The sequence below is a fragment of the Halosimplex pelagicum genome, from assembly GCF_013415905.1.
Taxonomy (GTDB): domain Archaea; phylum Halobacteriota; class Halobacteria; order Halobacteriales; family Haloarculaceae; genus Halosimplex; species Halosimplex pelagicum.
The window spans coordinates 1227101-1239140 of record NZ_CP058909.1 but is presented as its reverse complement, the minus strand read 5'-3'; the positions used below and the strand labels follow the sequence as shown (position 1 = coordinate 1239140).

General features: G+C 61.3%; 8 protein-coding genes. 4 read left to right on the top strand and 4 right to left on the bottom strand.

Translation table 11 applies throughout. From position 1 onward, the window contains the following. Positions 1-54: 54 nt before the first annotated feature. Together HZS54_RS06245 and HZS54_RS06240 are read left to right on the top strand one after the other, a co-directional pair. The gene (locus HZS54_RS06245) at positions 55-1566 is read left to right on the top strand and encodes a lipopolysaccharide biosynthesis protein (protein ID WP_179921080.1); all 1512 of its coding nucleotides are present in this window, start codon (positions 55-57) and stop codon (positions 1564-1566) included. Between the two features lie 93 nt (positions 1567-1659). Next, positions 1660-3285: a glycosyltransferase family 39 protein gene (locus tag HZS54_RS06240; RefSeq protein ID WP_179921078.1), complete on the top strand. Its 1626-nt coding sequence runs from the start codon at positions 1660-1662 to the stop codon at positions 3283-3285. 30 nt (positions 3286-3315) lie between these two features. On the opposite strand, the gene HZS54_RS06235 is transcribed toward HZS54_RS06240, so the two are convergent. Then, the gene (locus HZS54_RS06235) at positions 3316-4437 is read right to left on the bottom strand and encodes a glycosyltransferase family 4 protein (protein WP_179921076.1); all 1122 of its coding nucleotides are present in this window, start codon (positions 4435-4437) and stop codon (positions 3316-3318) included. Between the two features lie 234 nt (positions 4438-4671). On the opposite strand from HZS54_RS06235, the gene HZS54_RS06230 reads away from it, so the two are divergent. Further along, positions 4672-5874, top strand: coding sequence for a glycosyltransferase family 2 protein (locus HZS54_RS06230; protein WP_246391806.1), 1203 nt, complete (start codon positions 4672-4674; stop codon positions 5872-5874). 25 nt (positions 5875-5899) lie between these two features. On the opposite strand, the gene HZS54_RS06225 is transcribed toward HZS54_RS06230, so the two are convergent. Both HZS54_RS06225 and HZS54_RS06220 read right to left on the bottom strand, forming a co-directional pair. Then, the gene (locus HZS54_RS06225) at positions 5900-7027 is read right to left on the bottom strand and encodes a glycosyltransferase family 4 protein (protein ID WP_179921074.1); all 1128 of its coding nucleotides are present in this window, start codon (positions 7025-7027) and stop codon (positions 5900-5902) included. Further along, positions 7024-8136 (bottom strand): glycosyltransferase family 4 protein, encoded by a 1113-nt coding sequence (locus HZS54_RS06220; protein ID WP_179921072.1) that lies wholly within the window; start codon positions 8134-8136, stop codon positions 7024-7026. Before HZS54_RS06220 ends, HZS54_RS06225 begins: the two co-directional genes overlap by 4 nt. A 169-nt stretch (positions 8137-8305) precedes the next feature. Between HZS54_RS06220 and HZS54_RS06215 the strand changes: the two genes are divergently transcribed. Continuing rightward, positions 8306-9526, top strand: a complete 1221-nt coding sequence (locus tag HZS54_RS06215; protein WP_179921070.1) for a glycosyltransferase — start codon at positions 8306-8308, stop codon at positions 9524-9526. 22 nt (positions 9527-9548) lie between these two features. On the opposite strand, the gene HZS54_RS06210 is transcribed toward HZS54_RS06215, so the two are convergent. Beyond that, positions 9549-11969, bottom strand: a complete 2421-nt coding sequence (locus HZS54_RS06210) for a laminin G (protein ID WP_179921068.1) — start codon at positions 11967-11969, stop codon at positions 9549-9551. Between the last annotated feature and the right edge of the window lie 71 nt (positions 11970-12040).

Sequence of the window (12040 nt, the reverse complement as noted above, 5' to 3'; positions counted from 1 at the left end):
CCCTCATTAGGAATATGGACCTCCACCGATACCCCAGCAAGTGAACACTAACGCATGAGTCGGAACGTCATCCGTGGCTTTCTCTCGATACTCTCTGCAGAAGTCGGATCCCTACTGATCGGTCTCCTCATCACGCCTGTCCTTGTCCGACTCCTCGGCAGTAGTGCGTATGGAGACTACGTTTTCGTTCTCTCTGCGCTCAGCATAGCGGTGATCGTAGTGAATGCCGGTGTCAATGACGGCATCCGTAAATTCATCGCCGAAGAACGGACCCAGCCAGCGTGGGAATCTCACGTGTTCGCGTTTTATATGTCAACCGCGACGCTGTTGGCGATCGGCGGCGCAGTCGTCTTCATCGCCGTTTCGGCTTCCGGACTAATCGCGCAGACGCTAGGCCAGCGCTTTGAACTGTACGCGTATCTCGCTGCGGCCTTACTCGTCGGACGGCAGTTGTTCCAGACTGGACGGAACGCACTCATGGGGCTTGGCCTCGAACAGTATAGCGAACCGTTGGCGATCGTGCAGAAGCTCCTGTTCGGGATCACCGGAATCTCACTAACCTACATAGGGTGGGATGTCGCAGGTGCATTAGCCGGTCACATTCTCGCCACAGGGATCGTTTGTATCGTGGCCTTCGGAATCGTTGCTCAACAGGTCGATATGTCTCACCTGGGTAGTCGGCTCCCTCCGGACTTCCCGGTTCGGGAGTTACTCACCTTCAATCTGGGTAGTGTCGTGCTTGTCCTTTTGATGACCTCGCTCTATCACGTCGATATCCTGCTCCTGCGAGTACTCACCAGCGGGGAACAGACTGGCTACTACCGTGCGGCGCTCCTAGTCGCGGAGTTCCTCTGGTTCGCTCCCTTCGCCTTGCAAATGGTCCTGTTGCACTCGATGTCGGAGACGTGGTCACAGGGACGCCACGACGAGGTTTCCGAGGTCGCCTCCCGAGCAACCCGGTACACGCTCTCATTGACAGTGTTGCTCGCCCTCGGAATCGCAGCGCTCGCTGACGCGTTTGTCCCCCTGTACTACGGGGCCCCATTCGCGCCTGCCAGTACCGTCGTGGTGTATCTGCTCCCAGGTGCCCTAGGGTTCGCGATCGCACGTCCCATCTTCGCAATCAGCCAGGCAAAAGGGGAATTAACGCCGCTGATAGCAGCTACTGGAGCGGCCGCGCTCCTCAATCTCCTGTTGAACCTGGTTCTCATCCCGCGACACGGGATGTACGGAGCGGCCATCGCGACCAGCGTCGGATACGGATCGATGCTTCTCCTGCATATCTGGGCCGCCAGACGTGTCGGCTTCGACCCGATCAGCGACATTCGGGTCAGGCGCGTCGTCACGACCGCAGCGGTCGCCGCAGTTGCAATCTTTGGCATCGACTGTTTGCTGGACTCTCCCCTTCTGTCGCTTCTGATCGTCCCCGCTGTCGGCGGCTGCTCGTACGCTCTTGTCGCGATACAAGCGGGTGTCGTGGATACTGTCGAAATTGACGCTGCGCTCGCACGCCTCCCACCCTCGATTAGAGACTATCTCTCGCCAGTCCTTCGGACGATCCAATAGGCACGCGCCACCGATCGCGCGGTGGAAGCGCCCGATAGTGAGCTTTTTACTCCGGAGGGTACTTCGACCCAACACTCCGTATCACGGGTCTCCATGGGTATTTCATCCGAAACGCCGGGCTCAATCGACTTCCGCTCGGTCCGGGAACGGCTCGCTAGAATCGATGTCCTCCCGGTAGTGGTACTCGGAGCGATCCTCGTCCTGGGGTGCTATTTCAGGCTACGACGACTGGGTGTCGCGCCCCTGTGGATCGACGAGGCGTACACGAGCTGGGCCGCTCGCAATTACATTAATGGCAACGGATTTTCGGACCCGATCGGGCCGTCGTCGCCGTACCAACGGGCATGGCTGACGACATCACTGCCGATCGCAGGATCGTTCGCGCTCCTCGACATCTCCGAGTTCGCCGCCCGACTACCGGTGGTTATCTACGGGCTCCTCTCCATTCTCGTCGGTTATCTGTTCGGACGTCGGTACAACCGACTGCTCGGCTATTTCCTGGCCGCATATCTCGCCTTCGACCCGTTCATGCTCGTCTGGTCCCGGGAGGCGCGAATGTACGGCCCGCTGCTCTTCTTCTATCTCACGTCGGTGTACGTACTCGTCGTATGGTTTGAAAAGAAGAACTTCTCGTTCACAAGTGCCTACCCGTATCTGCTCGGCATTCTCGTCTTCCTGGGAATGAAGACGCAACGAAGTTATCTCGCTCTCGGTGCCGGAGTGCTAGCATTCCTTGGTATCGAGCTGGTTACTCGGCTCCGGAATCTCGACGAGGTCTCCATGAGCGCGGTAGACCGGGAAACCACGCGAATAGCAATCTTGACTGTCGGCGCTACCGGAGCCGCTGTCGCGTATCTTGCCGTCGAAGGTGTTCCGTCGATACTGTTCCTCTCTCCGCCCGAAACGTGGCCTGACCGCGGACCGATCTATTACGGGAAGGTCCTCGCCGTGAACGCCACAGTGTTGACACCGCTGGCTGGTCTTGGGATGGTATACACCTGGTGGCGCCACAAGGAACTCCGGATTGCAATGCTGGCGCTCGTAGTACCGCTGATCGTCGCATCAATAACCCCGCGCAAGGCGCCGCGGTATATCTATCATTTGATGCCGCTGCTGGCCTTGTTCGGCCTCTATATCGTTTCGATGGGGTTACGGGCAGCGTGGCGGGCTGTGACCGACGATGGAGCGGACGAACTCTCCGTCTTCGAATCGGGACTCTGCTACACAGTTCCGATACTCGTTCTGTTAGTCGTCGCGTCGCCTGTCGCCGCCTACGGCGTCACGACATCGCTCTACGACCCGCCGACTCACCCCGAGCGCTCCGACTGGGAGAAGGCGAGTCAGTGGCTCACCGAAAATGCGGCCGACGACGACCTCGTCGCCTCGACACGACCGGAGCTGTCGATGTGGTACTACGGAGAGACGGATTACTTCTTCAGGCAGAACGGGGTTTCCAGAGGTGCTTGGCGTGAGGGTCAGTACGTTCATACACGAACTGGGGCCGTCTATCTGAACTCGACGGCCGCGATCGAGGCGGCGCTGCAGCAGGATCGCGACATCTGGTTGCTCGCCGGCAAGAAGTTCCACCAGGACTTCACCGCGCCCGAGGCCCGGCAACTCGTTCATCAGGAGTTCGAACGCCGCGGCGACCCCTCGTGGACGAACATGGCGGTCTACCACTACGACACGAACGCCACCGCATCCGACCGAGAGGGGTGAGCGCGCCCACCGCAACCGGGAGCGGGCCGATTAGGTACGGTCGAGCACGTCGCGTGCCAGCTCCACGGTCGCCGTCGCGACATCGTTCCAGCCGAACCGTTCCGCGAGGGCGTGACAGGCGGCCGGGTCGAATGCGGCCGGGTCGAACGACTCCACGGCTGCCCTGAGTTCGCGCGTCGAGTCCGGGTCGATCTCGACGGCGACCTTGTCGGAGAGCACTTCGGCCGCACCGCAGTGGTCGGGGTCGGAGACGATCACGGGCGTCCCGCAGGCGAGCGATTCGAGGACGACGTTCCCGAACGGCTCGTAGAACGCGGGGTGAACGAGCGCTTTCGCATTCCGGTAGAGCGCCGGGAGCTCGGTCTGTTCGACGTGGCCTAAGAACTCGACGGCGCGTGAGTCGGTCCGTTCGCTCGGGTGGCCTGCGCCCGCGACCTTGAACCGAGCGTCGGTGGCCGTCGCGACTCGTTCGATCAGCTCGTAGCCCTTCCGCGACTGGGTGCCGCCGACGAACAAGAAGTAGTCATCGTCCGACTTACCGAGAGCCGTGTCGAACCGGTCGGTGTCGACGCCGTTGTAGACCACCCGCTCCGACCCTCCGGCCCCGGCGGACCCGCGGTCCGCCCGATACCGCTTCGCCAGCTCGCTGATGAAGATGCGGCCGTCGGAGGCCGACAGCGCGTCGCGGGCGAGCGACCGTTCGAGCGGGTCGACGCCGTACCGAAGCGCACCCCCAACCGCGGGGCGGACGACGGGATGGTACCGGCCAAGGGGGAAGAACTCCGGCTTCCGGCGAATGTTATAGTGGACTTTCGTGATCGCCGGGACGCTCGTTTCTACCCGGCCGAACCGAATGTACTCGTGGCTGTGGACGATGTCGACATCGGCCAGAATCTCCGACTCGGCGAGATGTCGTCTGACCGCGCGGTCGAACCAGTAACGGGGGCTCGCGACGGACCGACAGTCGATTCGGTCGACGGTGATCCGCTCCGGGCGATCCGGTTCGTCGACGATGCGGTCGCCGGAGTCCGACGTGAGGACTGTCACTTCGTGGCCGTTGCCGACGAGACCCTCCGCCAGGTTGAGCGCATGATACGCGACGCCACCGATGACGGCGGGCGGGAACTCCCTGGTGATCAGCAAGAGGTGCATCGGTTCGTGATTTCGGCGCGCGGTCGACTCCTCGCGACGCAACAGCGCTGGCCCACGTCGTTGTCGAGTCGGACGGACGCCACTACGTCTCCGAGACGATTTGACGACCAATATTGGTTGCGGGTCGTCGGCGGACCGACCATACAGCGCGATGCCGGCGGAGGGCCCGCGGTCGCCGTATCGGCCGACGAACAGAACGGTTATACACGTAACTGGATTTGTATCCGTACGACCGTGCAGACGAGTCAGACAGCAGCAACATCATCAGCGAATCTGCTGGACGCGGCCAGCGACGAGACGCCGACGATGAGTGTCGTGCTCCCGACGCTGAACGAAGAGACCGGTGTCGCTGCCTGTCTGGACGCAATTATTGACGCCATCGACGAGATCGGCTGTACCGCGGAGATCATCGTCAGCGATAGCTCGACCGACCGAACGCCGGAGATCGCCCGCGAATACGGGGCTATCGTCGTGAGTCCGGACCGCCGGGGCTACGGCTACGCCTACCGATACGCGTTCGAGCGGGCTCGGGGAGAATACATCGTCATGGGGGACGCGGACACGACCTACGACTTCGGGGAGCTGCCGAAGCTGTTCGGGGCTATCCGAGAGACTGAAGCGGACCTCGTCCTTGGAAGCCGCTTCGCCGGCGAGATCAGAGACGGCGCGATGCCGTGGCTTCACAAGCACGTCGGAAACCCGGCCCTGACCGCGTTCCTGAACCGATTCTACGACGCGGACATCAGCGACGCTCACACGGGCTTTCGCGTCCTCCGGCGGGAGGCGCTCGACGCGCTGACGCTGCGGACCGATGGAATGGAGTTCGCGAGCGAGATGATTATGGAGGCGAGCGCCCGCGGCCTCCATATCGAGGAGGTACCGATTACCTACCACCCCCGGGAGGGGGATGCGACGCTCGACACGTGGCACGACGGGTGGAAACACCTGCGGTTCATGCTGCTCAATGCACCTGGCTACCTCTTTACGATCCCCGGCGCGGTCTCGCTCGTGGCCGGAGCGGTGTTGATGCTGCTGGCGTTTTTCGACGTGACTGTGAATTTAAACGGTATGGGGCCGATCTGGTTCGGGATCCGGACGATGGTCGCCGGAAGCCTCCTGACAATCGTCGGCTTCCAGATCGCCAGCCTCGGCGTCTTCGCGACGATCGCAAGCGAACCAATACGTCGCCCCACGGACCGCGTGACGACGTGGCTCGTGGAACACCTGCGCCTCGAAACGGGTATCGCAGTCGGTGGGCTCATGATGGCGGTGGGCGGCAGCTTCGCCGCGTCGATCGTCCTCGCGTGGCTCCGCGACGGCTACGCGTCGCTCCCGCCGATGACCCGGGACATCCTGGCGTTCACCTGCATCGTCCTCGGGATACAGACTGTCTTCGCCGCGTTCTTCGTCACTGCGGTCCGGCGGAATCGTCGCTAACCCAGAATCCTTTCGAGGAAGGCCCTCAGCCTTCGAGACTACACGCCGCTTCATAGACCTGTTCGGCGTCGTCGGTCACGCGGTCCCAGTCGAACGCGGCAGCGCGCTCTCGCGGGTTCAGAGAAGGGCGCTCACCGGAACAGGCAGTTTCGAGACCGGCCGCGAGCGCTGATGCCGACGGCGCCACCAAAAATCCCGCGTCGCCGACCACTTCGGCGGCGGCCGAGCGTGGGTGGTCGGTCGCGACGACGGTACAATCGGCGGCGAGTGCTTCGAGCGTGGTGATACCGAACCCTTCGCGAGTCGACGCGGTCGCAAAGATATCGGCCGACCGGAATTGCGCCAGGACATCGTCGGACTCTGGGAGGAAGCCGAGAAAGTCGACATCACCGGCAACCCCGCTGTCGACGGCCAGCTGTTCCAGTCGGTCTCGTTCCGGCCCGTCGCCGATGATACCGAGTGTCGCTTCAACGTCGGCGGTTGCGAACGCCCGGATCAGACGATCGACTCGCTTCTCCGGGACGAGTCGACCGGCGAAGACGATATCGTACCCATCCGTCGCCGGTGGGATCGACCGGATTCGGTCGATGTCCACACCGTTGGGGACGACGGTAATTCGGTCACGATCCACGCCGAGTCCGGCCAAGCGGTCGGCGGTCACATCCGAGACGGCGACAGGTCGCTGGGGAATGTTGGCTACCGTCCGCTCGACGGCCATGCCGGCTAGACCAGGGGAGCCGAGATACTCGCGCCAGTACTCTCGCCAGACTTCGTGCCAGGTAGTCACGAGCGGGGTCGAACCGAGTGACGCCGCGAGTCGCGCGGACAGCACGGGGAAGAACGGAAACACCGAGGCCACGAGAACGTCGTGGTCGCCGGCCCGCCGGACAAGCGTGGGTGTCGCTCTGGCGGCGAAGTCAACCGCCTCCGTGATGGAGCGGCGATCCGCAGTGTAGAGGTCGCGATCCGGTGCAACTGCACGGAGCGTCATCCCCTCGTACTCCATCTCCGCGGGGCCGTCCCAGTAATGGCGGCCGTAGACAGTCACATCGTGGCCGCGGGCGGAGAGTCGCCGCCCGATTTCGTAGATCCGCTTCTCCGCACCGCCGGTGACGAACGGATAGACAACATTTGAGACGAATGCCACCCTCATCCGGCAATCTCCTGATAGAGTTCGACGTGTCGCTCGGCGACAGTCGCCAGGTCATTCGCATCCAGATATGCCGCACAGGCGTCGCGCAGTTCGGCGCGGCGGCCCTCGTCGGCGACGAGATCGCGGACACGTGTCGCCGCGGCATCGACATCGGTGGGGTCGAACAGCGCAGGTGTGCCCCATCGGTCGGCCACCGCGCGAAACCGCTCACAGTCACTCGCCAGAACAGGCGCCCCATGTGCCATCGCCCAGTTGAACACGCCGCTCTGGTTGACGGTATTGACGATACCGGTCTGCGTCGTCTCGCGGTACGGGAGGACGATCAGGGCCGCGCCAGCGAAGGCGGCGTGGAATCGCTCGTCCGAGAGATGGCCCGTAATCGTGAGGTTCGCCGGGGCCCGCGCCCGCAGATCCTCAACGAACTGGTCGTGGCGGTCACGTGGTGGCCCGCCCGCGAGCAGGAACTCGAAGTCCGGACAGCGCTCGGCGAGCGCGAGCATCGTCTCGCTCCCCTTTCGCGGGCTGACGTAGCCCGGTTCGACGACGACCACGTCGTCGGGACCGTATCCGAACTCAGCCCGCGCCGCGGCCGGATCAGGAGCGACCGGCACGTCCCGGGTGACGCCGTGGGGGAGAACGGTCGCCGTAGAGCGACGCACGTCGTCACTGAATCGATTGCGCGCCTGGTCGGACAGGAAGACGAGTCGGTCGCTACAGCCGTCAAGAATTCGGTTCAGGCCGCTCACGTACGCGCCCTTTACTCGGGCGGCGGGAGGCGCCACCAGATCGGGCGTGAGCACCTCGTGGACCGTCACGACGATCGAACTTCCGTCGCGGTTCGCAAGCGCCCGGATCAGTCCGAAAAACAGCGGCGTATAAAGCCCGCGTGGACCAAACAACACGTAATCGAACTGGACGTGGATCACGTCCGCCCCGGTAGCGCTCGCAGCGATCGCCTGTCTCACAAAATGAATCGGGTCGACACTGTCGGTCCGGAGGTACACACGATCGAGCTCAACGCTAGTCTCGAGTGCATCTGCGAGCTGGTCGGCGTACTTCCCCGTTCCGGAGGTAACGTCCGGCGGTGTCGAGACGAGCGTGACCTTCATAGCAGGCGAACCGGCGTACCACCGACCAGACTGGGATAGATAAAAAGGGACGCGATCCCACAAGCAAGCACCAGTATCGTGCATCCGGCGACGAGGGAACCGCGACCAATCTTCCCAACCTGAAGTGAGACGGGTATAAACCCTAGTGGACCGAGAGGGCAGGTATCGGATGGCAGATATCGGTGTGTTTCATGCGGGGCTCATGGCGGGGGGCGGTGCGGAGGCCGTCGCCGCCAATACGTTACAGGCCCTCCACGATGCTGGTCACGAACTGACTGTGTATACCGCAGACGATCCCAACTTCGTGGCCCTGGACGAGACGTTCGGGACGGATCTCTCAACGGCCGTCACCACGGGAAGTGAGTCGCCGATCGATGTGAAACAGCCGGCATCGACCGCGCGGCTCACTGTCGACCGGTTGACTGACGCAGCACGTACCGTTACGGGCGTCACGGACCTCCCACTCTTACGACGGGCGGTGATGGAACGACGGGTCGTTCGCCAGCAGGACAGCCATGACCTTCTCGTGAGTACAGATGGCCAGTTGGCTGCCTGCGGGCCGGCTCTGGAGTACGTCCACTTCCCGTACTTCGAACCAGCGGCCATGCGTCGGTACGGGACACGCTTCGAGGAGTCGCTGTATCCACAGTATCACTGGCTCTGTCGCATGCTCCGCCCGGATGAAACCGGAGCACCGACAGGCAGTGACAGCACAATCACCGTAACGAACTCCCGGTGGACTGCGGCGGTGCTCGCCGAGACGACCCGAAAATCGGCGAACGTAGTGGCCCCGCCCGTCGGTGTCGCGGATTTCGACCCACCGGAATGGGGCAGTCAGGCGGACGGGATTGTCTGTCTCGGACGGATACATCCGCTGAAGCGCCAACACGTCGCGATCGAGGTCGTCGACGGCCTTCGCGAGGCCGGGATCGACACGCACCTCCACCTCATCGGCCCATCGGGAAGCGACGAGTACGTCGACCGTATCGAACGACTCGCAGCAGAGCGATCGTACGTCCATCTCGAGGGGCGAGTGTCGCGCGACCGCCTCGTCGAGCTGATCGAAACTCACCGCTATGGTGTCCACGCGAGGCGCTTCGAACACTTTGGGATCGCCGTCGCCGAACTCGTCGCTGGCGGGACAATACCCTTCGTTCACGACAGTGGCGGCCAGATAGAGATCGTCGAGGATCGCGACGAACTGACCTATACATCTCCCAGCGAAGCCATCCGGAAGATGAAACGTATCCGCTCTTCGAACGAACATCAGCAGTCACTCCAATCGGAACTGGTCGCGTCAGCATCTCACTACAGTCGCGAACGATTCCGGTCAGAGATCACATCGCTAGTCGAAGCCGCGATCACGAACGCCCGCGACGGTACGATTTAGTCGTGGGAGCACGTCACTAACATCAGGGAGGAGAACTCACGGAGACGTTCTCTCCTTCTCGGACAGCCGTTGCAGAGACGGAGACGGAATGATTCCCGATCTCGTATGAACCCGGGTAGGGGACTGTGACAGCGTACTGACCGTCGGGTCCGGCTGTGACCAGGTGGCGGTAGGTGAATTCCGCACCCGGAACGTCAACCGCTGTCTCGACTACGAACGACTCGTTGGCAGCTGCCTGGCCAGTGAGTGTCGCCCCTGGGACGAGCGTAAAGACCGTCAGTTGGCTGCCGTCATCAACATACACCGCTCGATAGTGTGAGACAGCGGCGGTATCTTCGGTCTGGCTTCCGTACTGGGCAGTCAGCCGACTGTAGACGGTTTGCGGATTCGGGTCACCGCCTCTGTCACGGACAGTCACGAATCCAACCCGGTCATGGAGTCGATCATACCACTGCTTTGGCGCATCAGAAGCGAGGAACGATGTGTAGTGCTCTTTTGCATATCCGTAGTCACGAGACTCACTATTAACGAAGTAGTTTAGCATCATATTGTTGCTCCACGGGCTGAAGACGTAGTTGTCGGGATATGTCCAACCGCGCTCAGCCGCGTATCCATTCATCCAGGTTGCCGTCTCGTACTCGCCGTCAGCAGTGGTGAGCTGACTCTGTTTGACCGGGATCTGTACGAACGAAAAGCTCGCAATAAGGATGAAGAGGACGAGCAGCGTCCCGACTGTCCGACCATCGGGAAGCGAGAGTGACGATCCCTCTCGGTCGGACTCACTCCAAGAGAACCTGTCAGTATGGTCTGAATCTCCCCAGAGGTCAACCTGTTGGGTGATATCAAGCCGCGCGGCCAGGTCAACGAACCCGATCCCGGCAACAGGAGCGATCACAACCGAAAATTCCCCAGCAAATCTGAGCTGGATCAGCGATAGGAGCAAGAAATACCACCCATATATCGAGAGAAGTAGCCAGTGAGGTGTATCCGTTCGAACGCCACGGACGGTTAGCAGGGCAAGATACGGCAGCGAGAGAAAAAGGATGAATCCGAAAAGCAGGAGCGGACCCAAGAACAAGCCGCCTTCGCCACCGATGAGCGACTGTGTTTCAGCGATACCGCTTCCAGTATACGTCTGCATATACGTCACAAATGCACTCAGTCCACTGGATACGGCTGGGACAGTAACCCAAAGGGCCGCGAATCCAACCCCTCCGAGTGAGAATATTTCGACAGCTGTCGCTTTAGCGCTGTATTCTATGCGGTGATTCGCCTCACCGATCGCAATCACGAAAGCGGAACCGACAACCAACAAGAGCGGTGCCGCTGCTCGATACGTCGGCAACCACCCCCACCCAAGATGAGAGACAACAGAGAGTACAGCAGCTCCACCGAGTCCAGCGAGCAACGGGCCACTGGTTTGAACAGGGGATCGCCCTTCACGAACGTCAAGTAGTGTTCGACTGAGGACGTAGAGCCCGACCGGGAGGATGAGGAGCGGGCCACCTCGCCAGGCGAGTGTCTGGGCGGCTACGCCAATAGAGAGCCCAAGGACACCCGCCAGTATGTCGCCGCGATACATTCGGTCAGTCCCGCGTGCTGTTGCGAGAATCCCGAGTGAAAGAAGCGTGAGAGCCAACCACACGTAATCGAACGCGTGATGATCTGCAAAGCCGATCATGGTCCGATAAGCGTTCACGGGGATGACCGCGTAGAGAGCTAGCGTCGCCAACCCGATCCGGCGGTCACCCGTCACTTGGACGGCCAGCAAGTAGACTGCAAGCCCAGCGACGACCGCAGCAACAACCGGATACCACGCGAGGACAAGCCCGGCGATATGTGCGGATCCGCCAAACAGTGCTGACCACCACCAAGCTGTGACGATCATCAGCGTGTCATGATTTGTGACGTACTCCGGAAGCGCACCGAGACCGGTTGGAGAAAATGCCGGAATCTGACTGTCGAGGAGGAACTCTACCCAGTACCGATAGCGATATGGATCGTTTCCTGTCAGGACGACAGTGCCGTTTCGGAATACTGCATTGGCCGCAAAGACAGTGCGGACCAGAATGATCAAAACAAGTCCTAACAACACGAACCCGATTGAGAGCGGGTCGCTGACAGCTGCAGAGAGTCGGTCGCGTACCGACAGTTCGGAAAGAGAGTCTGGTGTGGGCACTTCGGATACTGTCTTAGACGATTCAGGATCGATTTCCCCGTCGAGAGCAGCAGCGGTTGCTTCCCGGTCAACAAGTCGATAGGCTTCACCCTGCTGGGTGACGATATCCTGTGCGACGATCTCGCCGAACTCACCAGAATCAAGCGAGGTATCGTGAAAATCCCATTTCCCATCAGCGTCGATGTCAACGAGGTGTTCCAGTGCAGACGCAAGATCTGGGCGATCAGCAAGTAATTGCTGTGTTTCCTCACGAACGTCAGTCATGATTGCTAGGTTGGGGCGTCATTATGATACGAACCAGAACCGCACTGGCTACCAGTTCGTCTGTTTCTGGG

Bases quoted from the DNA above. Each gene is read 5' to 3' on its own strand.
- HZS54_RS06245 (WP_179921080.1), top strand. From the start codon at position 55: ATGAGTCGGAACGTCATCCGTGGCTTTCTCTCGATACTCTCTGCAGAA.
- HZS54_RS06240 (WP_179921078.1), top strand. From the start codon at position 1,660: ATGGGTATTTCATCCGAAACGCCGGGCTCAATCGACTTCCGCTCGGTC.
- HZS54_RS06235 (WP_179921076.1), bottom strand. From the start codon at position 4,437: ATGCACCTCTTGCTGATCACCAGGGAGTTCCCGCCCGCCGTCATCGGT.
- HZS54_RS06225 (WP_179921074.1), bottom strand. From the start codon at position 7,027: ATGAGGGTGGCATTCGTCTCAAATGTTGTCTATCCGTTCGTCACCGGC.
- HZS54_RS06220 (WP_179921072.1), bottom strand. From the start codon at position 8,136: ATGAAGGTCACGCTCGTCTCGACACCGCCGGACGTTACCTCCGGAACG.
- HZS54_RS06215 (WP_179921070.1), top strand. From the start codon at position 8,306: ATGGCAGATATCGGTGTGTTTCATGCGGGGCTCATGGCGGGGGGCGGT.
- HZS54_RS06210 (WP_179921068.1), bottom strand. From the start codon at position 11,969: ATGACTGACGTTCGTGAGGAAACACAGCAATTACTTGCTGATCGCCCA.